At 72.3% G+C, this 22276-nt stretch carries 23 protein-coding genes; 13 read left to right on the top strand and 10 right to left on the bottom strand.

Going from position 1 to position 22276, the window contains the following annotated elements; translation table 11 throughout:
- Nucleotides 1-226: 226 nt before the first annotated feature.
- On the bottom strand, nt 227-1795 hold the full coding sequence (locus tag ACIBEJ_RS39570) for an FAD-binding oxidoreductase (RefSeq protein WP_397188087.1): 1569 nt from the start codon (nt 1793-1795) through the stop codon (nt 227-229).
- Nucleotides 1796-1892: 97 nt separating this feature from the next.
- Here ACIBEJ_RS39570 and ACIBEJ_RS39565 point away from each other — a divergent pair, with 97 nt between their 5' ends.
- Complete coding sequence (locus tag ACIBEJ_RS39565; RefSeq protein WP_397188086.1) at nt 1893-3284, top strand: PLP-dependent aminotransferase family protein; 1392 nt, start codon at nt 1893-1895, stop codon at nt 3282-3284.
- Between the two features lie 47 nt (nt 3285-3331).
- Nucleotides 3332-3712 (top strand): hypothetical protein, encoded by a 381-nt coding sequence (locus ACIBEJ_RS39560; RefSeq protein ID WP_397188085.1) that lies wholly within the window; start codon nt 3332-3334, stop codon nt 3710-3712.
- On the opposite strand, the gene ACIBEJ_RS39555 is transcribed toward ACIBEJ_RS39560, so the two are convergent.
- The gene (locus ACIBEJ_RS39555; protein WP_397188084.1) at nt 3709-4221 is read right to left on the bottom strand and encodes a universal stress protein; all 513 of its coding nucleotides are present in this window, start codon (nt 4219-4221) and stop codon (nt 3709-3711) included. The two genes, ACIBEJ_RS39560 and ACIBEJ_RS39555, sit on opposite strands and share 4 nt — an antisense overlap.
- 114 nt (nt 4222-4335) lie before the next feature.
- Between ACIBEJ_RS39555 and ACIBEJ_RS39550 the strand changes: the two genes are divergently transcribed.
- From ACIBEJ_RS39550 to ACIBEJ_RS39540, 3 genes are read left to right on the top strand one after another with little or no spacing between them, the layout of a single operon-like run.
- Nucleotides 4336-7524 (top strand): BTAD domain-containing putative transcriptional regulator, encoded by a 3189-nt coding sequence (locus ACIBEJ_RS39550; protein ID WP_397188083.1) that lies wholly within the window; start codon nt 4336-4338, stop codon nt 7522-7524.
- Nucleotides 7525-7559: 35 nt separating this feature from the next.
- Nucleotides 7560-7712, top strand: coding sequence for a hypothetical protein (locus tag ACIBEJ_RS39545; protein WP_397188082.1), 153 nt, complete (start codon nt 7560-7562; stop codon nt 7710-7712).
- A 51-nt stretch (nt 7713-7763) separates the two neighbouring features.
- Nucleotides 7764-10319, top strand: a complete 2556-nt coding sequence (locus tag ACIBEJ_RS39540) for a LuxR C-terminal-related transcriptional regulator (RefSeq protein ID WP_397188081.1) — start codon at nt 7764-7766, stop codon at nt 10317-10319.
- On the opposite strand, the gene ACIBEJ_RS39535 is transcribed toward ACIBEJ_RS39540, so the two are convergent.
- Nucleotides 10245-10586, bottom strand: coding sequence for a hypothetical protein (locus ACIBEJ_RS39535; RefSeq protein WP_397188080.1), 342 nt, complete (start codon nt 10584-10586; stop codon nt 10245-10247). The two genes, ACIBEJ_RS39540 and ACIBEJ_RS39535, sit on opposite strands and share 75 nt — an antisense overlap.
- Nucleotides 10587-10640: 54 nt before the next feature.
- On the bottom strand, nt 10641-11264 hold the full coding sequence (locus tag ACIBEJ_RS39530) for a TetR/AcrR family transcriptional regulator (RefSeq protein WP_397188079.1): 624 nt from the start codon (nt 11262-11264) through the stop codon (nt 10641-10643).
- A gap of 78 nt (nt 11265-11342) precedes the next feature.
- Between ACIBEJ_RS39530 and ACIBEJ_RS39525 the strand changes: the two genes are divergently transcribed.
- Both ACIBEJ_RS39525 and ACIBEJ_RS39520 read left to right on the top strand, forming a co-directional pair.
- The gene (locus tag ACIBEJ_RS39525) at nt 11343-12494 is read left to right on the top strand and encodes a sensor histidine kinase (RefSeq protein ID WP_397188078.1); all 1152 of its coding nucleotides are present in this window, start codon (nt 11343-11345) and stop codon (nt 12492-12494) included.
- Nucleotides 12485-13114, top strand: a complete 630-nt coding sequence (locus ACIBEJ_RS39520; RefSeq protein ID WP_397188077.1) for a response regulator — start codon at nt 12485-12487, stop codon at nt 13112-13114. The genes ACIBEJ_RS39525 and ACIBEJ_RS39520 overlap by 10 nt, the downstream gene beginning before the upstream one ends.
- Nucleotides 13115-13435: 321 nt before the next feature.
- Here the strand turns inward: ACIBEJ_RS39520 and ACIBEJ_RS39515 are convergent, their stop codons facing one another.
- Nucleotides 13436-14047: a VOC family protein gene (locus ACIBEJ_RS39515; protein WP_397188076.1), complete on the bottom strand. Its 612-nt coding sequence runs from the start codon at nt 14045-14047 to the stop codon at nt 13436-13438.
- A 27-nt stretch (nt 14048-14074) separates the two neighbouring features.
- Nucleotides 14075-14257, bottom strand: a complete 183-nt coding sequence (locus ACIBEJ_RS39510; RefSeq protein WP_397188075.1) for a hypothetical protein — start codon at nt 14255-14257, stop codon at nt 14075-14077.
- A gap of 63 nt (nt 14258-14320) precedes the next feature.
- On the opposite strand from ACIBEJ_RS39510, the gene ACIBEJ_RS39505 reads away from it, so the two are divergent.
- The 4 genes from ACIBEJ_RS39505 to ACIBEJ_RS39490 are packed head-to-tail and all read left to right on the top strand — an operon-like array spanning nt 14321 to nt 17135.
- Nucleotides 14321-15130 carry an MBL fold metallo-hydrolase gene (locus tag ACIBEJ_RS39505; RefSeq protein WP_397188074.1) on the top strand — a complete coding sequence of 270 codons (810 nt, stop codon included), beginning with the start codon at nt 14321-14323 and terminating at the stop codon, nt 15128-15130.
- Nucleotides 15131-15158: 28 nt separating this feature from the next.
- Nucleotides 15159-15755 carry a PadR family transcriptional regulator gene (locus ACIBEJ_RS39500; protein ID WP_397188073.1) on the top strand — a complete coding sequence of 199 codons (597 nt, stop codon included), beginning with the start codon at nt 15159-15161 and terminating at the stop codon, nt 15753-15755.
- A gap of 10 nt (nt 15756-15765) precedes the next feature.
- Nucleotides 15766-16158 (top strand): hypothetical protein, encoded by a 393-nt coding sequence (locus ACIBEJ_RS39495; protein ID WP_397188072.1) that lies wholly within the window; start codon nt 15766-15768, stop codon nt 16156-16158.
- 11 nt (nt 16159-16169) lie between these two features.
- Nucleotides 16170-17135 (top strand): GNAT family N-acetyltransferase, encoded by a 966-nt coding sequence (locus tag ACIBEJ_RS39490; RefSeq protein WP_397188071.1) that lies wholly within the window; start codon nt 16170-16172, stop codon nt 17133-17135.
- Here the strand turns inward: ACIBEJ_RS39490 and ACIBEJ_RS39485 are convergent.
- Both ACIBEJ_RS39485 and ACIBEJ_RS39480 read right to left on the bottom strand, forming a co-directional pair.
- Complete coding sequence (locus ACIBEJ_RS39485) at nt 17108-18451, bottom strand: sensor histidine kinase (RefSeq protein WP_397188070.1); 1344 nt, start codon at nt 18449-18451, stop codon at nt 17108-17110. The genes ACIBEJ_RS39490 and ACIBEJ_RS39485 overlap by 28 nt on opposite strands.
- Nucleotides 18448-19119: a response regulator transcription factor gene (locus tag ACIBEJ_RS39480; protein ID WP_184959038.1), complete on the bottom strand. Its 672-nt coding sequence runs from the start codon at nt 19117-19119 to the stop codon at nt 18448-18450. Before ACIBEJ_RS39480 ends, ACIBEJ_RS39485 begins: the two co-directional genes overlap by 4 nt.
- Nucleotides 19120-19241: 122 nt before the next feature.
- Between ACIBEJ_RS39480 and ACIBEJ_RS39475 the strand changes: the two genes are divergently transcribed.
- Nucleotides 19242-19682: a hypothetical protein gene (locus ACIBEJ_RS39475; RefSeq protein WP_397188069.1), complete on the top strand. Its 441-nt coding sequence runs from the start codon at nt 19242-19244 to the stop codon at nt 19680-19682.
- A gap of 7 nt (nt 19683-19689) precedes the next feature.
- Here the strand turns inward: ACIBEJ_RS39475 and ACIBEJ_RS39470 are convergent, their stop codons facing one another.
- Complete coding sequence (locus ACIBEJ_RS39470; RefSeq protein ID WP_397188068.1) at nt 19690-20763, bottom strand: hypothetical protein; 1074 nt, start codon at nt 20761-20763, stop codon at nt 19690-19692.
- Nucleotides 20764-21051: 288 nt separating this feature from the next.
- Nucleotides 21052-21564, bottom strand: a complete 513-nt coding sequence (locus ACIBEJ_RS39465) for a hypothetical protein (RefSeq protein ID WP_397188067.1) — start codon at nt 21562-21564, stop codon at nt 21052-21054.
- A 158-nt stretch (nt 21565-21722) separates the two neighbouring features.
- Here ACIBEJ_RS39465 and ACIBEJ_RS39460 point away from each other — a divergent pair, with 158 nt between their 5' ends.
- Nucleotides 21723-22259: a peptidylprolyl isomerase gene (locus ACIBEJ_RS39460; RefSeq protein WP_397188066.1), complete on the top strand. Its 537-nt coding sequence runs from the start codon at nt 21723-21725 to the stop codon at nt 22257-22259.
- Nucleotides 22260-22276: the final 17 nt, after the last annotated feature.

The raw sequence follows: 22276 nt of genomic DNA, 5'->3' as shown, positions 1-22276 counted from the left end.
GCCTACCTTTCAGGGGGAGGTAAATACATTGGCGCATCTGGAAAGCGTCCCGATATCTTGGTGATCGTTCGCGACACAAAGAAACCTTTATTGCGAAAAGTCGCCCTGAAAGAACAGGGACGCGGTCTCCGGCCTGCCCGACGGGAATGGCGCCCCCCGGGTGGACGCGGAGTCCATTGCCCCGGGAACGCGCCTACGCCAGCCGCTCCCGGGGCACGCGCCCGTGTCAGGCCCGCACGGACAGTCCGTGGTGGAAGACGCCGCGCGGGTCCCAGCGGGCCTTGACCCGCTGCAGGCGGCCGTAGTTCTCGCCGTAGTAGAGGGTGGACCAGGGGACGCCCGAGGTGTTCCAGCGCGGGTCCGCGTGGTCGGTGTCCGGGTAGTTGATGTAGGCGCCGCCGCAGTTGCCGCCGGGCACGGGTACGCCTCCGGTCTCGGCGAACGTCTTGCTGTGCAGGCTGCGTACCCACTCCAGGTGGGCCTTGCCGTCCTGCTCCGGTGACCAGCCGGCCAGGTGGATGACCTTCATGATCGAGGAGCGTTCGTGGGTGGCCGTGGCGGTGGGGGCGACGGTGTTGATCCGCCCGCCGTACGACAGGAGCCAGAGCATGCCGCCGTCGGCCACCGGTCCGGGGGCGGAGAGGTGGTCGTAGGCGACGTCGGCCTGCTCGTCGGTGAAGCGCTTGCGCAGGTGGGCGGACTTGCCCTTGTAGCGGCCCGACTCCTGCTCGGCGCCGAGCGCGAGGTCGCGGACCGCCTGGAACCAGGGCTGGCGGATGACCGGCGGGACGTACGCCTCCGGGGTGACGCCCTCGCCGACCGCGGCGAAGAAGTCGCGCAGCAGGCGCTCGGCGTCGGGCACGTCGCCGGCGATCTGGGTGGGCAGGATCATGCCGCCGGGGTCGTCGCCGGCCTTGCGGCCGGGGATGATGAGCGAGCCCCACATGCCGGCGTAGGGGGAGCCGGGGGCGCTGTTGCGCTCGTGCCAGGTGCCGTGGTTGCGCAGCAGCCGGCGGAACGACTCCTTGGTCATGCCCGCCCACGACCAGATGGCGATGCCGGAGACCACGTTCGCGGGCGGCTTGGGCAGGTCGCGCAGCCAGTAGCGGGTGACGATGCCGAAGTTGCCGCCGCCTCCGCCGGTGTGCGCCCACCACAGGTCGTGGTTGGGGTCGGCGGGGTTCCTGGTGGCCACGACGGCGCGGGCGCGGCCCGAGGCGTCGACGACGACCACCTCGACGGCGTACAGGTAGTCGACGGTGAGACCGTGGCGGCGGGACAGCGGGCCGTATCCGCCGCCGGCGATGTGACCCCCGGCGGCCACGCCCCCGCATTGGCCGCCGGGGAGTGTGACGCCCCACCCGTAGTACAGCGTCCGGTACGCCTGCATGAGCGTCGCGCCCGCCTCGATCACGAACGCGCGCCGCTTCTCGTCGTAGCCGACCTCGTTCATCTCGCACAGGTCGATCACCACCTGCGCGCCGTCGCCGACGAAGTTCTCGTAGCAGTGGCCGCCGCTGCGCACCGTGACGCGGCGGCCGGCCCGCACCGCCTGGTTGACCGCGGCCACGACCTGCTCGGTGGTTCCGGCCAGGTGGAAGTACTCGGGTTCGGGCCGGAAGCGCTGGTTCGTGCGGCGCTCGGCCAGGTCCTCGTAGCGGGGGTCGCTACGCTTGACGATCACCGGCCCGATGGCCGTGTGCTCGCCCGCGGCGGCCAGTGCGCGGTCGGCCATTAACGCCGTGCCGCCCACGGCGGCGCTGCCCCCGATGAAACCTCGACGCGTGACATTCATATCAATGACGCTAGAAGTACGGCACGGCCCCAGGAATGCACCCAGATGCACGCCGGGGTGGAGCTAGGTCCACCCGGTCGAAAAAGTAGGGTGAAGAGTGGACTTCCACGTAAGCCTTGAAGGCCGCGGCGATCTGGCCGCGCGAATATACCGGCAATTGCGCGACGCGATCCTCGACGGCCGCCTCCGGCCGGGCGAACGGCTGCCGCCCAGCCGCGAACTGGCCAGGCGCCTGGACGTCTCCCGCAACACCGTGTCCCTGGCCTACGACCGGCTGGTCGCCGACGGGTTCCTGGCCGGCCGGGCCGGTGCGGGCACGTTCGTGACCGGGGAGCCGGTCAGGGGAAGGGCGGCGCCGAGCGGGGTGGTACGGCCGAGGCCGGTCTGGCGCACGGCCGAGCCGCTGATGCCCTCGCGCGGCACGGTGGCCCACGACTTCACGGTCGGGCTGCCGGACCCCGCGCTGTTCCCGATCGCGAGCTGGCGGCGGCTGCTGGCGCGGGAACTGCGGGTGAGCTCGGCCGGCTACATCGACCCCGCGGGCGACCCGGCGCTCAGGGAGGCGATCGCCCGGCACGCGGGCCTCAGCCGGTCGGTACGCGCCGGCGCCGCCGACGTGATCGTCACCCAGGGCGCCCAGCAGGCGCTCGACCTCGTCGGCAGGGTGCTGATCGAGCCCGGCGCGTGCGTGGCCGTCGAGGAGCCCGGCTACCCGCCGGCCCGCCGCTTGTTCCGCTCGCTCGGCGCGCGGGTGGCCGGGGTGCCGGTGGACGGGGAGGGCCTGGACGTCGCCGCCCTGCCCAAGGCCGCGCGGCTGGTCTACGTGACGCCGTCGCACCAGTTCCTGCTGGGGGTGCCGATGTCGCTGGCCCGCCGTACCGCTTTGCTGGAGTGGGCGCGGCACCGCGACGCGGTGATCATCGAGGACGACTACGACAGCGAGTTCCGCTTCGGCGAGCGCCCGCTGGAGCCGTTGCAGAGCCTCGACGGCGCCGGCCGGGTCGTCTACGTGGGCTCCTTCTCCAAGACGCTGCTGCCGGCGCTGCGGCTGGGCTTCCTGGTCGCGCCCGCCTCGCTGCGCGCCGCGCTGCGCACCGCCAAGCAGCTCACCGATTGGCACGGCGACCCGTTCGCGCAGGCGGCGCTGGCCCGCTTCATCGACGAGGGCCTGCTGGCCAGGCACATCAGGAAGGCCACCAAGGAGTACGCGGCCCGGCACGCCCGGCTCACCGGCCTGCTGGCCGCCGACCGCCGCTTCGAGCTGATCCCGTCCGCCGCGGGCCTGCACGTCTGCGCCCGCCTCGACCCCGCCCTCCAGGTACGGCCCGCCCCGTCCCTGGCCGTCGAGTCCCTGGCCGGCTACCACGCCGAACCCGCACCCGGCCACGGCGTGGTCCTGGGCTACGGCGGCATCTCGCGGGCCGCCATCCCCGAGGGCGTCCGCCTGCTGATAACGGCTCTAAAGCGAATCGATAAGAGCCTCCCCTAGCGTCTCCAACGTTCGCGAAACGCGAGCGGATACGAGGGGAACAGATCATGCGAGTGCGTACAGCGGTCATGGCAGTGGTGGCGGCGCTCGGGGTGTCGGTCGGCATCGGCGCGGCGGCCCAGGCCCAGAACCCGCCCTGCTACGCCCAGGGGGACGGCAGCCTGAAGTGCGGCAACTACGCGCCCAGGCCGATCTACAACAAGACGAGCTGGGGCGACCCGGACAACCAGCAGACCTGGCCCAGAAGGGTGGACACGCTCCGCTCCAACCCGAGCTGGTTCAAGTGCTACACCAGGGGCGCCGGCCACAGCGGCGGCAACAACGTCTGGTACTACACCCAGGGCGACGACAACGGTCGCTACGGCTGGGTCCCGGCCAGCACCCTCTACACCTGGAAGGACCCCTTCCCGGGCGTCAAGAAGTGCTAGCGGCTCCAGAACCGCCGGTGCCCGCGTTCGCCCGAGACCTCCGGCTCGTCGGGCGGCGCGGGCTCGCGCACGATCACGACCGTGGCCCGCGCGTGGCGGGCGCAGTACATGCTCGTCGAGGGCAGCAGCATCCGGCTCATCAGGCCGCGCCTGCTGCGGCCGAGCACCAGCAGGTCACACTCGCCGGCCAGGTCGACCAGGTGGTAGCCGGGGTCGCCCATCCGGCCGACGACCGCCGTCACGATGTCGGTGGGAACACCGCCGCACACCTCGTCGAAGGCGTCGGCGACCACCTCCGTACTTCGGGCCTCCTCTCCGGACCGCGCCGCGTGCTGCAGCGGCAGAGCCTCGGGGAAAGGATGGATCGGCGCCCGGCTCACGTGCACGGCGACCAGCGGCATGCGGCGCAGTCGTGCGGCGCCGACGGCCCAGGCCAGCGCCAAGCGCGCGGCCGGCGACTCGTCCACGCCGACGATCACGCGCGCTCCGCCGGGCAGGTCTTGATCCACGGCGCCCTCCTCGGAAAGAGGTACCTGACCATAGTGCTCCTCCCGAAGCGTTACCGGGAGGTGGCACTTTCCGAACTCTGGAGTCGCCCGGGAAACGCGGCGTAACATGCGGGGGTGGAACGCGGGTGGGTGCGGCCCCGTCCAGCCCTCGACCGGCGGCTCGACGGTGCGCTGACGCACAGGCTCACCACGCTCGTCGCGGCCACCGGCTACGGCAAGTCGATCGCGCTGGCCGGTTGGACCCAAGCCGTGGGCGGTGTGCTGCACCGCTTCGACCTGGGCGATCGCGAGCTGGCGCCGTTCTCCGCCGGGGTGCTCGCCGAGCTTGCCGCCCGCGTGCCCGACCTGCCCGCCGAGCTGCCCGCCGCCGCGGACGCGCCGCTCGGCCCCGACGCCGACGAACCCGCGCGGGCGGCGGCGCTGGCCAGCGCGCTGGCCGAGGCCCTGCGCCTGCGGCTGCGCCGGGGACTGGTGGTCGTCTTCGACGGCCTCGACGTGATCGCCGGCGCGCCGGGACCGGTGCGGTTCGTGGAGACGCTGGTCCGCGCCGCGCCACGGCACCTGCACATCGTGACCGCCTCCAGGGCGCCGCTGCCGTTCCCGACCGCGCGGCTGCGCCAGGACCTCGAGGTGCTCGCCTTCGACGCGACCGACCTCGCGCTGAGCGTCGGGGAGTGCGCCGACTGGGCCCGCGACCGGCTCGGCCCGTCCGGCGCCGCGATCGCGCCGGCCCTGCACGCGGCCAGCGGCGGCTGGCCCGCCGCGGTGCGGGCCGCGCTCGACGCCATGGCCCGCGTCGAGCCCGCGCGGTGGCCCGCGATGGCCTCCGGCCTGGCCGCGAGCTCCGACATGCTCGAACGCCTCACCCTCGACGCCCTGCGCGACCTGCCCGCCCAGATGCGCGAGCTGCTGCGGGCGGCGACGGTGCTGCCGGTGCTCACCGCCGACCTGTCCGCCACGCTCGGCGTGCCGCCGGACACGCTGTCCTCGCTGACCAGCCGGGGGCTCTTCCTTGAGGCGGCCCAGGGCGGGCACCGGCTGACCGCGACCAGCAGGCACGTGCTGGCCAGGCACGCGCCGCTCGACCGGCACGAGGCCCACGACACGGCCGAGGTGGCCGCCCGCTGGTACGTCGAGCACGACCAGCCCGAGCAGGCGCTGCGCGCCGCCGTCGCCACCGGCCACCCCGAGCTGGCCGCGTCGCTGCTGTCGGCGCACGGGCTCCGGCTGGCCGAGCGCGGCGACGACGTCCTGGCCGGGCTGGCGCTGCTGCCGCAGGAGCGCCGGGAGAGTCCCGCGATGCTCCGCCTCGCCGGGATCGCGGAGCAGAACCGCGGCGACTGGCGCCGTGCCCGCGAGCTCCTGGCCAGGGCGGCCGCCAGCCCCGCCTTCGACGCCTTCCTGGCCAGGCGCCTGGGCTTCATCGACCACCTGCGCGGCGACCTCGACGCCGCCATGGCCATGTACCTGCGCGGCGCCGAGCACGGCACGCCGCCCGCCGACGCGGCGGTCTGCGTCGCCTCGGCCGCGTCCGTGCTGTGGTTGCGGGGCGATCGGGCGGCCTGCGCGGAGATGGCGGAGCGCGCGCTCGACGCCGCCGCGACGCTGGGCGACCCGGGCGCGCTGGCCGCCGCCACCACGGTGATCGCCATGGTCGCCGCCTTCGACGGCGACCGCCGCGCCAACGACGCCTACTACCTGCGGGCCCTGGAGTACGCCGAGCGCGCCGGCGACATCCTCCAGCTCATCCGCATCCGGGCCAACCGGGCATCACGCCACCTCGACGAGGCCGACTACCACGCCGCGCTGGCCGACGTGGACATCGCGGGCCGGCTGTCCGACCTGGTGGCGTTCGCGCCGTGGGCCGCGCTGACCGTCTCCAACCGGGCCCAGGCGCTCATCGGGCTCGGCCGCCTGGAGGAGGCCGCCGTGGACGCCGCCGACGCCGTGGCCCGCTGGGAGGCGATGGGCTCGCGCATCGGCTACGGTCTGCTGCAACTGGCCAGGATCCAGGCGCTGCGCGGCGAGCGGAGCGCGGCCGCCGCCACCTACCGCAGGGTCCAGGAGGAGGCCGGGCGCTCCGGCGACGCCCAGGCCCTCGGCAACACGCTCACCGAACTGGCCGAGCTCCTGGCCGAGGAGAACCCCGACGAGGCCGCCCGCCTGGCCGCCCAGGCGCTCAAGCACACCGAGGGCATGGCCGCCGTGAGCGCCAGGGTCGCCGCCGCCCGCGTGGCCGTCGCCGCCGGCCGCGCCGAGGCCGCCAGGAGACTGCTCGACGAGGCCGAGCCCATCGCCGCCGATCGTCGTCACCACACCGGCCTGGCCGGCATCGCCGAACTCCGGGCCGAACTGGACAAGGACCACGACCGCGCCGACGAGGCCGTACGCATCTGGACCACGCTCGGCGACCCCATCGGCCGGGCCAGGGCCGAACTGGTCAGGGCCGCCCTGTCCGACCCGGCCGTCGGCGCCGAGGTGGCCGGGCAGGTGGCCGAACGCATGCACGCCATCGGGTGCCGCATGCTCGACGACCGCGTCGACGCGCTGCTGGCCCGCGTCACCCCCGCCTCGGGCGCGCGGGTGACGGTCGAGACGATGGGCGCCTTCCGCGTGCTGCGCGGCTCCTTCCCCGTCCCGCGTACGGCCTGGCAGTCCCGCAAGGCCCGCGACCTGCTGAAGATCCTGGTCAGCAGGCGAGGCAGGGCGATCAGCAGGGAACGCCTGGTCGAGATCCTCTGGCCGGAGCAGGAGGACGAGGCGGTCGGCCTCAAGCGGCTCAACGTGATGGTCTCCACGCTGCGCGCGGTGCTCGACCCGGCGCACGAGGTGGAGATCGTGGTCTCCGAGGAGGGCGCGCTCCGGCTCGACCTCGACCACGCGGACGTGGACATCGAGCGGTTCCTGGGGCTGGCGGGCGCCGCCGTACGGCTGGAGCAGGCCGGGCGGGACGGTGAGGCGCTGGCGCGGTGGAAGGCGGCGGAGGCCGCCTACGGAGGGGAGTTCTGCGAGGAGGACCCCTACGCCGACTGGGCCGTGGGGCTGCGCGAGCAGGCCAGGCTCGCCTACGTGCAGGCGGCCGCGCGGCTGGCGCTAGCGCGGGCGGAGGAGGGGCGGCACCACGAGGCGGCCCGCTACTGGCTGCGGCTGCTGGAGCGCGACGGCTACGACGAGCGCGCCCACCTGGGGCTGGTCCGCGCGCTCGACCAGGCGGGACGGCGGGGCGACGCGCGCCGCCGCTACCACGTCTACACCGAGCGCATGCGCGAGCTGGAGGTCGAGCCCGCGCCGTTCCCCACCTGAACCAGACCTGAACCGCGGCGGTGGATCGTGCGGGCATGAGGACGGTCATCGTGCGCCTGGTGGAGCCCGAGCAGTCAGGCGGCCAGCTCCGCGGGCTGCTCGAGGAGGTGGGCGGCGAGCCGGTGCCGTTCAGCGGGACCGAGGCGGTGGTGGATCTCCTGCTGGGAGCGGCGGGACTGAAGACCTGAACCTCCCGCTAACCGGCGTCGCGACGATGAGATCCGGGAGGAGGGGCTGTGATGAGCAATCGATGGCCGTTCATCGGACGGCAGGGCCCGCTGGCCGCCGTTCACCGGGCGCTGCGATCCTGCACGGGAGCGATGATCGCGGGCGAGGCCGGGGTGGGGAAGAGCAGGCTGGCGGCCGAGGCGGCCGAGAGCCTGACGGGATACTGCGTGGTGCGGGCCCTGGGCACCGAGACCGCGGCGATGATCCCGTTCGGGGCGTTCGCGCACGTGCTGGGCGGGCCGCCGGACGGCGGGGAGAACCTGCTCGGCTGGGCCGCGCGGCACCTGAGGACACGGGCCGGGCAGGCGCCGCTGCTGGTCGTCGTGGACGACGCGCACCGGCTGGACGCCGCCTCCGCGGCACTCCTGCACTACCTGGCCACGCGCGGCGAGGCGGCGCTGCTGGTCACCGTGCGGACCGGCGAGGCCCTGCCGGAGCCGGTCGCCGCCCTCTGGAAGGAGGAGCTGGTCACCAGGATCGAGCTGGCGCCGCTGACCCGTGACGAGGTCGGCCAGGTGCTCGCCGCGGCGCTGCGCGGCGACGTGGCGGCCGAGACCGTGCGCCACCTGGCGCGGGTGAGCGAGGGCAACACGCTCTACCTGCGCGAGCTCGTCCACGCCGGGCGCGGCCTCGGCTGCCTGTCCGAGCAGGGCGGCCAGTGGCGCTGGCGGGGCGAGCTGTCCATGACCACCCGCCTGCGCGAACTGGTCAGCGGGCGGATCGGGCACCTCGACCCGGACGAGCGCGAGGTGCTGGAGCTCGTGGCGTTCGGCGAACCGCTCGGCACCGACCTGCTGATCACGATGGCCTCGGCGGGCGCGGTCGAACGCGTGGAGGACCGTGGCCTCATCGTCGCCGACGGTCCCGGCATGCGGCTCGGCCATCCGCTCTATGGCGAGGTGGTGCGGGGGCGCTGCCGTACGCTCAGGGCCAGGCGGCGGCTGCGCACGCTGGCGGAGTCGCTGGAGGCCAGCGGGATGCGCGGGCGCGACGACCTGCTGCGCGCGGCCGTGTGGCGGCTCGACAGCGGCTCGCCCGCCGACCCGCGCATGCTCCTGGTCGCCGCGCACCTCGCGTGGGGCCGTCAGGACCCGCACCTCGCGGCCCGGCTCGGCCGCGCCGCGGTCGAGGCGGGCGCGGGCGTCGAGGCGGTCGCGCTGCTCGGGCAGGTGCTCACGATCCTCGGTGACACCGGCGGCGCGCAGGAGGTGCTGCGCCGCCAGGGCGGGCCCGGCGCCACCGACCCCGAGCGCGCCCAGCACGCGCTGGCGCTCGGCGTCAACCTGCTGTGGTCGGGCGACACCCACGAGGCGGGCCGCGTCTTCGAGGGCGCCGCCGACACGCTGACCGACCCGGCCTGGCGCCAGGAACTGCTCGTGTACCGAGGCGTCGCCGACTTCCTGACCGGCCGCCTCGACCACGCCGGGCACACGCTGAACCACGCCCGCGACCTGGCCCCCGGCACCGGCCACCTGGCCGCGCTGGAGTCCTGGGTGAGCGCGCACTCCGGCCGCGGCGCCCGCTGCGTCTCCGTGGTGGAACGTGCCATGTCCGACGCGGACGCCTGGCGCGACCGCGCCCCGCACGCCCTGCCGGTCATGCTCGACGCGCGGTGCGCGGCCCACCTGTTCGCGGGGGAACTCGCCGACGCCGCCCGCGTCGCCGTCCAGGGCACGGAACTGGCCGCGCCCGACCTGTCCGTAGGCGGGTTCGGCGCCTACCGCGCGCAGGTCTGCCGTCTGCGCGGCGACGTGGCCGCCGCGGTGCGCTGGTGCCGCGAGGATGTCGTACGGCTGCGCGCCCGCTCGCCGTACCTGGGCCGGTGCCTGGCCGAACTGGCACACTCGGCGGCCCTCCTGGGCGACCTGGACACCGCCAGGACCGCCCTGGCGGAAGCCGGCGAACTGGCCGGATGCTGGGACTACACGCGCCAGAACGTGCTGCTGGCCAAGGCCTGGCTGACCGCCGCCGACGGCGACCTCGACGCCGCCGTGACCACGGCGCTGTCCATGGCCGCCGACTGCCCGTACCAGGGCTACCGCATGCTGGCCCTGCACGACGTCGTCAGAATGGGCGCCGCCCACCTGGCCGTCGCCCCGCTGACCGAGCTGGCAGGGGTGGTGGAGGGCCGCTTCGCCCAGACCTGCGCCCGCCACGCCCGCGCCGCCGCCGACACCGACCCGCCTGGCCTGCGCGCGGTGGCGGCCGAGTTCGAGTCCCTGGACATGATCCTTTACGCGGCCGAGGCCACCGCCCAGGAGGCCGCCGCCTACCGCAGGATGGGCAGGGGCAGCGCCGCCAAGGGCGCCCAGACCAGGGCCTGGGCATTGGCCCGCCGCTGCCCGGGCGTGACCACCCCGGCCTTGGTGGAACTGGCCACCCCCGACCTGACCCCGCGCCAGCGGGAGATAGTCCAGTTGGCCGCGGCCGGCCTGACCAACCGCCAGATCGCCGACCGCCTCACCCTGTCCATGCGCACCGCCGCCAACCACTTACAGGCGGTCTACGACAAGCTGGGCGTCAACGACCGTACGGAGGTCGCCCGCCTCCTGGGAACAAGCTTCTAACCACAACACCACCGCCCCAGCCAGACACAGGTACGTGCCGGTGGGCAACGCATACGCGAGCTGACGGGGAGGGTCGACGGACATGTCGATGACGCTCAGCGCCAAGTAGGCCGAGACCAGCATGTTGCCCCAGGCGCTGACCGGCCCGAAACGGTCCCCGCCCACGAAGGGCGTCCAGGACGGGAAGCGCCCGTAGACCAGGACGTGAACGGTCACGACCACGTTCAATGCCGCCAGTCCGAGCAGCACCCACGCTAAAGCGATCACCTGCCCAGTATGACCCGTTCCAAGGTCGCGAGGCGGCCGGCGGGCTGAGGGGAGCTAGGGCGTGCGGATGGCGTAGGTGCCGAGGGAGGGTTCGAGGAGGTCGAAGGCGGTGTGGGCGGCTTCGGTCAGGGCTGTGGCGATGCGGTCGTGGTCCTGGCCGTCCAGGACGCGGGCCAGGGTTTCGTCGAAGAGCAGGCGGTGGGCGGCTCCCAGCTCGGCCGCCGCCAGTCGGGGGAGGAAGCCGGGCTCCGTCTCTGCCGCGAGCTGGGTGGCCAGCGCCGCTTCTCGTTCGTCGTGGAACTCGCGGAGCCTGGCCACCAGCGCCGGGCTGCCGGTGATCATCTGGGCGAACTCCAGGGGGGCGAAGCCGATCACCGGGTCCTTGCGGGCCACGGCCGCCAGGAAGGAGTCGCGGAGGGCGGTCAGCGCGGACTGGCCGGCGGGGCGGTCGGCGACCGCGTTCGCCAGCCCGGAGACGAACGCGTCGCCCAGGTCCAGGGCCAGATCCTCCTTGCGGGGGAAGTAGTTGGTGACCGTCATCTTGGCCACCTGCGCGGCGGCGGCGACGTCGGCGATCGTCACCTTGTCGTAGCCGCGTTCCAGGAAGAGCCTGGTCGCGTGCTGGGAGATGTTCTCCCTGGTCTGCTGCTTCTTCATCGCGCGGAGCCCGGTGGTCATGCGACCATCTTGTCATGACGGACTCAAGTTTGTCATTGACCTAAATTTAGGTTTGCGCCCTGTGGTTACCGTGACCGGGTGAGCACCTCCGCCCTCGAAGCGCTCGGCGCGCGTCCGCTCGGGTTTCTCCGGTCCTCCTGGCCTTGGCGGGCGCTGGCGTACCTGCTGGCCGGGGCCGTCTTCTGCGTGGTGCCGCTGGTGGTGGCGGCGGGGTCCGAGGTGCTGCCCGGCTGGGCCGCGGTGGGCGCGGGGGTCGTGGCGCTGGTGGCGTTCGGGCCGTTCGTGGCGCGGTTCGAACGGTGGCGGATGCGGCTCGTTGATCTGTCGCCGGTTACGGGGTCGCCGGGCCGGGGGCGGGTGGTCGGGCTGGCCCTGCTCACTCTGGTCGCGTTCTGGTGGATCGACCTGGCGATCGTCGGCGTCGCGGTGGCCGGGCCGTTGCTGCTGGTGCTCTCGCCCGTGGTGCAGCCGGAGGCGGCGGGCGCGGTCGCGGTGGCCGCCTCGTTCGCGGGGGTGGCGCTCGTGCCCGTGGGCGCGTACGTGCTGACTGCTTGGGCGGGGGCGCGCGCGGCGATGGTCAGGGCGGTGCTCGCGCCGGAACGGGCGCGGCTGGAGGAGGTCAGGCGCTCGCGGGCGCGGCTGGTCGACGCCTTCGAGGTCGAGCGGCGCCGGATCGAGCGCGATCTGCACGACGGGGCGCAGCAGCGGCTGGTCGCGCTGACCATGACGCTCGGGCTGGCCAGGTTGGACGTGCCGGACGAGACCGAGCTGGCCCGTATCCTCGACCGGGCGCACGCCGAGGCCAAGCAGGTGCTGGCCGAGCTGCGCGAGCTGATCCGCGGCGTCCACTCCCAGGTGCTCACCGACCGCGGCCTCACCGCCGCCGTCGGCGAGTTGGCCGCGCGCTCCGCCGTCGCCGTGACGGTCGTCTCCGACCTGGAGGTACGGCTCCCGCCGCCGGTAGAGATCGCCGCCTTCTACGTGGTCAGCGAAGCCCTCACCAACGCCGCAAAACACAGCCACGCCACCAACATCACGATAAAAGTGGAAAAGTCGCGGGGAAGTGTGATGATCTCCGTCACTGACGACGGCCACGGCGGCGCCGACCCGGCGGCGGGCACCGGCCTCACCGGGCTGGCCGACCGGCTCGACGTCGTGGACGGCAGACTGTCCCTGTCCAGCCCGCCGGGCGGCCCGACCACCATCAGAGCGGAGATCCCGTGCGCGTAGTCATCGCCGAGGACGCCGTCCTCCTGCGCGAGGGCCTGGTGAGCCTGCTCGAACGCTTCGGTCACCAGGTGCCCGCCGCCGTCGGCGACGCGGACTCCCTGCTCGCCGCGGTCCGCGAGCACGCGCCGGACATCGTGGTCACCGACGTGCGCATGCCGCCCGGCTTCGCCGACGAGGGCCTGCGGGCGGCGCTGGAACTGCGGCGCGACGGCCTGCCCGTGCTCGTCCTCAGCCAGTATGTCGAGCAGACCTACGCCGCCGAGCTCCTGGAGACCGGCACCGGCGTCGGCTACCTGCTCAAGGACCGGGTCGGCGACGTGAAGGAGTTCGCCGACGCCCTGGGCCGCGTCGCGGCGGGGGCCACGGTCGTGGACCCCGAGGTCGTGCGGCAACTGCTCAGCCGCCGCCGCGACCCCGTCTCCCGCCTCACGCCGCGCGAGCGCGAGGTACTGTCCCTGATCGCCGAGGGCCGCGCCAACGCCGCGATCGCCAGGCAACTGGTGGTCACCGAGGCGGCCGTCGCCAAGCACATCGCCAGCATCTTCACCAAACTCGACCTCCCACCCACACAGGACGGCCACCGCCGCGTCCTGGCCGTCCTGGCCTACCTGACCAGATGACGACCAGCACAGGGTGACGGCGGGATATCAGATGGCGACAGATGTCAGATGACAACCAGCATCAGGTGACCACGATCATGAAGTGACGACGAGCGTCGAGGTAGCGATCGATGTCAGGTGATGACCAGCATCAGGCGACGCACGAGCAGCGGGTGACGACGGATGTCAGTTAACGGCCAGCGCCGGGGTGGCGACGGATAACAGATGACCACAGATGTCAGGCGACGCACGAGCAGCGGGTGACGACGGATGTCGGTTAACGGCCAGCTCCGGGGTGGCGACGGATGACAGATGACGACAGATGTCAGGTGACGACGGGGGTCAGGTGACGCAGAACTCGTTGCCTTCGGGATCGAACATCGTGACCCACGAGAATGGCCCCTGCCGTCCCCGGTGCGAGAAGGTCGCGCCCCTGGCGGTCAGCCGCTCCACCTCGGCCTCGACGTTGTCCTCGCCCACCTCGACGTCGAGGTGGACCCGGTTCTTCACCGTCTTGGACTCGGGCACGAGCTGGAAGATCACCCGTGGACGGCCCTCGCTCCTGATCGCCACGCCCTCGCGCCAGCGGAGCTGCCCGTCGTGGACGATGGTGTCGGCCTCGGTGGCGAACCCCTTGGAGATCATGTCGCGGATGAGATCCGGGTCCTGGGGTTCGACCTCCCAGCCGAGCGCATCCGCCCACCAGTCGGCCTGAGCGTGGGGGTCGGCGGCGTCGAAGCACACTTGGAAGCCATGGCTCATGTTCGACAACATAGGCCAGACCATGTCTGAAACCACCCGCCACGCCGGGATCTCCACCGCGCGCCCGCCCGCCTCCCGCGCGCTCCCGCCCGCCTTCTCCGGGCGCACGCACGGCACCCGCGCGTGCACGCCTACCTCCTCCGCGTGCGCGAACGGCTCCCGCGCGTGCACGCACGGCTCCTCCGGGCGCATGCACGCCTCCTCCGCGTGTACGCACGTCTACACCCGGCGCGCGCACGGCACCCGCGCGTGCACGCACGCCTCCATCGCGCGTATGCACGCCTCCTCCGGGCGTATGCACGCCTCCTCCGGGCGTACGCACGCTTCCGCCGGGCGCACGCACGTCTCCCGGCCGTGCACGCCTGCCTCCACCAGGCGCACGCCTGCCTCCACCAGGTGCACGCACGCCTCCCGTGCGTGCACGCGTGCCGTCAGGCGACGCCGGCCCGACGGGGGATCGGCCGCGTGAACGAGTCGTGGCAGGAGGTAGGCGATCGTGTCTTCGTTCGCAGGCACGAGTCGGTCGACCTCAACGTGGGCCTGGTCGTCGGCGACGGTCACTGTCTCGTCTTCGACACCCGCATGTCCCACCGGGAGGCGAATGACCTGATCGCCGCCGTCCGCCGGATCACGCCCGACCCGTGGACGGTGGTCAACAGCCACGCCCACTGGGACCACTTCTTCGGCAACGCGATGTTCCTGCCCGCCGAGATCTGGGGCCACGCCAGGTGCGCCGAGGAGATCAGGGCCGGTGGCGAGGCGCAGCGCGCCAGCGTGCTGGGCTTCGTGGCCGAGGAGCGCCGGGAGGAGGTGGAGGAGGTCGATCTGGTCGCGCCCGACCACACCTTCACCGATCGGGCCACGCTCGATGTCGGCGGCCGTGCCGTACATCTGCGGTATTTCGGGCGGGGGCACACCGACAATGACATCGTGCTGCACGTGCCGGACGCCGGGGTGGTCTTCGCGGGTGACCTGGTCGAGGAGGGCGCGCCGCCGGCGTTCGGCGACTCCTGCCCGCTCGACTGGCCCGTGACGACGGCGGCGATGCTGGCGGAACTGCCCGAGCGGGTCATCGTGCCCGGCCACGGCGCGGTCGTGGACCGTGCCTTCGCGCTGGCCCAGCAGGAGGAGCTCGCCGAGGTCGCCGCCCTGGCCCGCCGCGCGCACACCGAGGGCCTGCGCGACCTGATCGGCCGCTTCCCCTACCCCGAGGACGTGGTACGGCAGGCGATCGAGCGCGCCTTCGGCCAACTCGACCAGCGCGCGCCTCAATAGTGCATAATGCAATATAGAAGGAGGCAGCATGGCGCGTCGCCCTGACCTGGTGGGTCTGACCGTGCTGGCCATGCTCTCGGTACGCGCCAGCCACCCGTACGAACTGCACCGATTCATCATCGACACCCACAAGGACTACGTGACCGGGCTCCCCAGGAGCCTCTACCACGCGGTCGAGAAGCTGGCGGGAGACGAGCTGATCGTCCCCGTCGAGACCAGCAGAGAGGGCCGCCGCCCCGAGCGGACGGTCTACGAGATCACCGACGAAGGGCGCAAGGAGCTGTCCACCCGGCTCAGGGCGTTGCTGGAGACCCCGGGCGGCGAGCGCCGCGCGTTCACCGCGGCGGTCTCCCTGATCGGCTGCCTTCCCGTGCCCGAGGCGCTGGGCGCGCTGCGGAGCCGGGCGGCGTCGGTACGCGGCCTGATCACCGCCATGGACGGACACCTCGCCGCCATGCGCGACAACGGCCTGCCCGAGCTGCTCATGATCGAGGTCGACTACGAGCGGGCGATGAGCCGGGCCGAGCTGTCCTGGGTGGACGACCTGATCGCACGGGTGGACAAGGGCGAGCTGTCCTGGCAGGGGACGGTCACCCGCGACCTGATGGAGAAGGCCCTCGAATAGGAGGAACGCCGTGAAGAAGCTGATCACCGAGGTGTCGGGCATCGTCGAGGCGCCGGGCGCCCAAGTCTGGGAGGACCTGGCGCGGACCATGCTGCCCGGCGGCCACCGCGAGGGCCGGTTCACCGTGGCGGACGCCCCCGGCCACACCTCGACCGTCGAGGTCGCCGGGCGGACGATCGCCTTCCAGGGCGGCTGGTGGTACCGCGGCGAATGGAGCGTCGAGCCGCACCCGCAGGGCTCGCTCCTGGTCCACCGCGTCTTCAACGTGGCGTCCTGGATGCGCTGGGGCGTACCCCTCGCCAACCGCTTCTTCGTCGGCTACGCCGAGACCACCCGGAACGGCTTCGCCGAGCGGCTTGCCCAGCTTGGAAATCGGTTGGGCTGTTCGACCAGGCTGGCCTAGGCTGCGGCCCCATGAGCATCTCATGGGGGCCGCTGCGCGAGGACGACGCCGGGCGGTGGGCCGCGCTCACCGCCGCGATCCAGGCCACCGACCAGGACGGCGAGAACTACGGCGCGGAGGACCTCGCGGAGGACCTGGCCAGCCCGCTGGTCGACCTCGCCGAGGGCACGCTCGTGGCCAGGGACGGCGACCGGCTCGTGGCCTTCGCCTACCTCCCGGTCAAGCCGACCGCCCCGGACGTGCACCGGATGGGCCTGTGGGCGGGGGTGCATCCCGGGCACCGCCGTACCGGCCTGGGCACGCGCATCCTCGACTGGGCCGTCGAGACCGCGCCCCGCCTGCACGAGCGCGCGTACCCCGGCAGACCGCTCGAACTTCAGCTCCACACCCGCGACACCCAGGTCTGGGCGGCGAAGCTCTTCGAGAGCAGGGGGTTCACGCCGTCGCGCTGGTTCTTCCAGATGGAACGCGACCTGGCCGCCGAGATCGAGGCCCGCCCGCCCGCGGACGGCCTGCGCCTCACCACCTGGAGCCCGGAACACGACTCCGGCGCGATGACCGTGCGCAACGAGGCGTTCCGCAGCCATTGGGGCAACTCCCCCCACACCCCGGAAAGCTGGACCGAGAAGATCTCCGGCACCCGGGCCTTCCTGCCCGAGGGCTCCTTCCTCGCGCTCGACGGCGACCGGGTCGTCGGCGTCCTGATCACCCACTACTTCGCCGCCGACACCGAGGTGACCGGCGTGCGTGAGGCGTGGATCCAGATCATCGGCACGCTCGCGCCCTGGCGCGGCAGGGGCGTGGCGAGCGCGCTCATCGCCCACGCCCTCACCGAGTTCAAGAAGCAGGGGTACGGCAGAGCCGGCCTCAGCGTCGACGCCGACAACGCCACCGGAGCCCTCGGCGTCTACGAGCGCTCCGGCTTCACCGTGGTCCAGCGCACCACCACCTACACGAGCATGCTCATCCCGGCCTGATCCCGCCGCGTGCCCGCGTGCATGGGGAAGCGGGCGACGAAGCCGCCGGGGACGGCGTGCAGGGTGCCGCCGTGCAGGATCGCGATGTCCCTGGCGATCGGCAGGCCCAGGCCCGCACCGCCGGCGTCGCGCGCCCTGGCCTCGTCGAGCCTGGTGAAGCGGCCGAACACCGCCTCGCGCTGCGCCTCGGGGATGCCGGGACCGTCGTCGTCCACTTCCAGCACGGCCGTGGTGCCCTCGGCGCGGACCCGGACCACGACGGTGGAGGCGGCGTGCCGTACCGCGTTGCCGGCGAGGTTGGTGACCAGGCGGCCGACGTGCCCGCGCACGCCCTCGATCACCACGTCCGGCTGCACGTCCAGCTTCAGCTCCACGTCGGGACGCCGCTCGACCCGCACCGCCTCCTCGGCGGCGATCTGGCCGAGGTCGAGGTCGGCCTTCTGGAGGGGTTCGCCCGCGTCCAGCCTGGCCAGCAGGAGGAGGTCGCCGGCCAGCGTCTGGAGGCGTTCGACGTCGGCGAGCGCCTCGGCGGTCAGCTCGCTCGGCTCGGCCAGCTCCAGCCTGGCCCGCAGGGTCGCGATCGGGCTGCGCAGCTCGTGCGCGGCGTCGGCGACGAAGCTCTTGTGCCGGTCGACCGCGGTCTCCAGCCGGTCCAGGGTGCCGTTGACGGTCGTGGCCAGGGCGGCGATCTCGTCCCCGGAACGCGGCACCGGCACCCGCTGGTGCAGGTCGCGGGCGGTGATGTCGGCGACCTTGGCCCGGATCGCGGCCACCGGGCGCAGCGCCCTGCCCACCGACAGCCAGGTCATCAACGCCACCACCAGCAGCAGCGCGGGAACGCCGGGCAGCAGGACGCTGTTGAGCGTGGTCAGCGCGTCCTCCGTCGGAGCCAGCGAGGAGCGCGCCAGCACCATTCCCTCGCCCGCCTCGGTCGGCACCGCCATGCCGACCACGCGGAAGCCCTCGACCCCCTCCCACGCGGTGGTGAAGGTCTTGCCGTCCGCGCTGAACATGACGTCGGGGTCGACGACGGTCCTGGCGAGCTGCGTGGTCGTTCCCGCGACGCTGAGCGTGTCGGAATTCAGCGCCTCGGTGGTACGGACCGCCGACTGCAGGGCGGGCGCCGCCTCGACGGCCCGCCGGGTGGCGTCGGCGTCGGCGCTGGCCAGCAGGCTGCCCCGCATCGACTGGGCCAGCACCAGCGCCGTCGCGCCCAGGGCCAGCGCGACCACCAGGGTGGCGGCCAGGGTGGCGCGCAGCCGTACCGAGGAAGCTCCCTCGCGCACCCGCGCGGTCAGCGAGCCATTGCCGGTCATTCCGCCTCCAGCCGGTAGCCCGCGCCACGGACCGTCACCAGCGTCGTCCTGCCGAACGGCAGGTCGATCTTGCGGCGCAGCGCGCTGATGTAGACCTCGATGATGTTCGCGTCACCGTCGTAGGAGAAGTCCCAGGCGGCGGCCAGCAGGTCGCTCTTGGACACCACCTCGCCCGCCCGGCGGGCCAGCCCGTGCAGCACGGCGAACTCCTTCGGCGTCAACGACACCTCGGTCTCGCCTCTACGGCACCGCAGCCCGGCCGGATCGATCACCAGGTCCCCGACCGTGATGGACACCGGCCGCTCCCGCCCGCCCCTGCGCACCAGCGCGCGCAGCCGGGCCAGCAGCACCACGTACGAGAACGGCTTGGCCAGATAGTCGTCGGCCCCGGTGTCGAGTGCCTCGGCCTCGTCGTAGACGCCGTCCTTGGCGGTCAGCATCATGATCGGCGTCCAGTTGCCCGCCTCGCGGAGCTTGGCGCACACGGCGTAGCCGTTCATCCGCGGCAGCATCACGTCGAGCACGATCACGTCGTAGTCGTTCTCGGTGGCCATCCACAGCCCGTCGCGGCCGTCATAGGCCACGTCCACCGCGAACCCCTCGCCGGTCAGCCCGCCCTTGACCAGGTCGGCCAGCCGCTGCTCGTCCTCAACCAATAGCACTCGCACGCCTCTCAGAGTGCAGCAAGCCACCTAAAGCCAACCTGAAGATCATTTCGGCCGCCTTCAGCCTCTCTTCAGGTACGGCAGGCCACATTCGTCCTCATCCGAACCACCCGACAGGAGAATCCATGTTCAAGCGACGCGTAATGGTCCTCAGCGCGGTCGGCGTGCTCAGCCTCGCCGCGCTGGCCGGATCGGCCATGGCCGACGAGACCCCCGCACCGGAAGCCGGCGGCAGGGTCGTCTGCACCGACGAGAACGGGAAGGTCGTCGCCGAGCTCACCCGGGCGACCAAGGCCATCGCCATCGACAAGGACGGCAAGGTCACCGCCCGTGCCGACGCGGAGAGCCTGCCGCTCGAGGCCGAGGCGGGAGCGGTCGTCTCCGGCAAGGACGGCAAGATCGCCGACGACAAGGGGGGCGTCCTGGAGTTCACGGAGGCGGTGCCCGCGCTGCCGGCCGAGAAGGGCAAGGTTCAGTCCGGCAGGACCGAGCCCCGGCTGACCGTGACCGGCGAGCCGCCCGTGAAGGGGCTGGCCAAGACCATCATGTGCAAGAAGGTCGACTGACCGGGGTTCAGTCGAAGGTCGGGTGCGGTCCCAGGGCCCAGTATTCGTACAGGCCGTGCCCGACCTGGCCGTCGTACTCGAACCGGCCGACCGCGTCGACCATGCCCCACATGCGCGCCGCGTCGTCCGGGAGCGTATAGGTGACACCCTGGACCACCGGGCCGGGGCCCTGGTACATCCCGTGCTTCCAGTCGGGCTCCAGGCCGTACCCGGTGCCGACCATCAGGTGGACGGGCAGGATCGGGCGGGCGTGGACCTCGAACGGCTTGCCGCCGGGCGGGGAGAAGCCGATCACGGCCTCGACCACGTCACGGGTGCCGGGGGCGTAGACGGGCTGGTATTCGGGGCGGCCGAGGTACTCCTCCTCCCGGCCGTCGGACCAGACCCGCGTCGCCTCCTCCAGCACCCTGCGGCCCTTCTCGTCCTCCTGGACGATGCAGAGGATCGCGTGGTCCTCGAACTGCATGGGCGCGTACAGCCAGTAGAAGGTGCCCGGGTTCTTCGCCTGGATGCCGGGCGGCTCCGGCTCGCCCACGGGTCGTACACCCCAGGAACGGTCGCGGGTGCCCTGCCAGCGGTCCGGGGTGACGGCGATCTCCTCGTCGCCGATCACGATGTGTCCGGACCAGCGTCCGGTCTGCGCCATCCGCATCGAGTCGAACATGACCCGCTCCTGCCAGCGCACGAAGTGGCGCGGCTCCAGGGTCGCCGGGATCGTGCCCTCCCAGGTGAGGTCGAAGGACAGGCCATGCTCGTTCGGCTCCAGCAGCACCCGGAGCCGCTTGAGCCCTTCGATGACCTCCACCCGGAACGGGCCGATCCCGGTGTTCATCCGGTCCGCGCCGAGCTCCCGCGAGGCGCGGACCACCCGGTGCAGCCGCTGCGTCCTGACGCAGGCGAAGGCGTCGGTGACGCCCAGGTTGGGGTACTGGCCCACGCCGATGATGAGCATGAGCTCGTCGTTGGCGGCGTGGCAGTTGAAGTAGTAGCGGTCGTAGAAGTTGCGGTCGGAGGTGGCCACGTGCCGCATGACCTGGGGTGTCTGGTGGATCGGGTAGTCGTCCAGGGGTGAGAGCGCCATGGCAGCGTTGTAGCAAGCGCTTGGTACGGCGTCAACGGGGGCGGGACCGTATCCACCGGAACGGCGCCCGCGGGGGCGGAGCCGTACCCACTGAAATGGCGCCCACGGGGGGCGGGGCCGCACCCCGCGACAACGGCGCCCACCGGAACGGCCCTAACGGCGGCCGCGGGACAGGACGAACCGCGCCCATGGGGGCGAGGCCGTACCTACTGAGACGGCGCCCACGGGGGTGGGGCCGGGCAGCAGAAAGCGCGCCGCCTCTGTGGTGGCGCGCTTTCTGCTGATAAATCAGGACATCTTGCGAGATGCCTCGTTGGCCGTGGACGAGATGTGGTCCGCGGTCTTGTCCGCCGCATCGGAGACCCGGTCGGCAGCCTTATCCGCCCGGTCGTTCACCCATTGGGAGGCGTCCGAGGCGGAGTCCTTCATGTGGTCGGTCCACTGCTGCGCGTTGCGGCGGTAGAACATGTAGCCCATAGCGCCCACCGCGAGACCGGTCATCAGCAGGATCACCGGCCATCGGCGGGACTTGGGCGGTGTCGGATCGATCTTGTGCGCGGCCTGCGTCAGCATGGTGCTGACGGCCGGCGCGAGCCGATCCTCCACCTGGTGCGCCGCGTCTTCCAACCTCGGCGCTGCCCAGTATCGGGCGTCTTCGATGCGCTGGGCGGTGGCCACCTTGGCCTGGTCCGCCATCGGCGCGAGCCGGCGGCCCGCATGCACGGCCTGGGCCTTGACGCGGCCCATCCATGTCTCGGGTACTTCGATCACCGCACGGCGTCTTCTCAGTGTCAGGGACACGACAACCTCCCCTGTCGTTGGGGCCCCGAGCCTGACCTTCCCGGTACAAGGCGGCTCAATCATCGGCAGCCGTGGGAGGATGCTGCAAACGGCCTCACGGCCATTGTCATCGAAACACCACAAAACCAACCCTGTGCATAGAGGGGGGCAGCTGTCTCGTGGCTGAGAAGCTGATCGCAAACCTGCAGACAAACCACGGCCTGATCCGGATCAAGCTCTTTCCCGAGCTCGCTCCGAACACGGTCGCCAACTTCGTCGAGCTCGCCGAGGGGACGCGCGAGTGGACCCACCCGGAGACCGGTGAGAAGTCGAACAAGCCGCTCTACAACGGCACGATCTTCCACCGCGTCATCGACGGCTTCATGATCCAGGGCGGTGACCCGCTCGGCCAGGGCGTCGGCGGCCCCGGCTACGCCTTCGACGACGAGATCCACGCCCAGAACAACTTCAACCGCCCGTACCTGCTGGCCATGGCCAACGCGGGCGTGCGGATGGGCAAGGGCACCAACGGCTCGCAGTTCTTCATCACCGTGAGCGCTCAGCCGCACCTCAACGGAGGTCACACGATCTTCGGCGAGGTCATCGAGGGCAAGAACGTCGTGGACGCCATCGGCAAGGTGCCCACCGGCCGCAACGACCGCCCGCAGCAGGACGTGGTCATCGAGTCGCTCACGTTCGACCGCCAGCCCGCCTGATTTCTGGTGCGCGTCGG

Source organism: Nonomuraea sp. NPDC050790 (assembly GCF_044456745.1).
Lineage (GTDB): Bacteria > Actinomycetota > Actinomycetes > Streptosporangiales > Streptosporangiaceae > Nonomuraea.
The sequence above is the reverse complement of the archived record's forward strand: the minus strand, read 5'-3'. Positions and strand labels throughout refer to the sequence as shown.

Bases quoted from the DNA above. Each gene is read 5' to 3' on its own strand.
- ACIBEJ_RS39545 (WP_397188082.1), top strand. From the start codon at position 7,560: ATGAGGACGGTCATCGTGCGCCTGGTGGAGCCCGAGCAGTCAGGCGGC.
- ACIBEJ_RS39475 (WP_397188069.1), top strand. From the start codon at position 19,242: ATGTTCAAGCGACGCGTAATGGTCCTCAGCGCGGTCGGCGTGCTCAGC.
- ACIBEJ_RS39570 (WP_397188087.1), bottom strand. From the start codon at position 1,795: ATGAATGTCACGCGTCGAGGTTTCATCGGGGGCAGCGCCGCCGTGGGC.
- ACIBEJ_RS39540 (WP_397188081.1), top strand. From the start codon at position 7,764: ATGAGCAATCGATGGCCGTTCATCGGACGGCAGGGCCCGCTGGCCGCC.
- ACIBEJ_RS39515 (WP_397188076.1), bottom strand. From the start codon at position 14,047: ATGCGCCCGGAGGAGCCGTGCGTGCACGCGCGGGAGCCGTTCGCGCAC.
- ACIBEJ_RS39560 (WP_397188085.1), top strand. From the start codon at position 3,332: ATGCGAGTGCGTACAGCGGTCATGGCAGTGGTGGCGGCGCTCGGGGTG.
- ACIBEJ_RS39485 (WP_397188070.1), bottom strand. From the start codon at position 18,451: ATGACCGGCAATGGCTCGCTGACCGCGCGGGTGCGCGAGGGAGCTTCC.
- ACIBEJ_RS39500 (WP_397188073.1), top strand. From the start codon at position 15,159: ATGGCGCGTCGCCCTGACCTGGTGGGTCTGACCGTGCTGGCCATGCTC.
- ACIBEJ_RS39530 (WP_397188079.1), bottom strand. From the start codon at position 11,264: ATGACCACCGGGCTCCGCGCGATGAAGAAGCAGCAGACCAGGGAGAAC.
- ACIBEJ_RS39490 (WP_397188071.1), top strand. From the start codon at position 16,170: ATGAGCATCTCATGGGGGCCGCTGCGCGAGGACGACGCCGGGCGGTGG.
- ACIBEJ_RS39470 (WP_397188068.1), bottom strand. From the start codon at position 20,763: ATGGCGCTCTCACCCCTGGACGACTACCCGATCCACCAGACACCCCAG.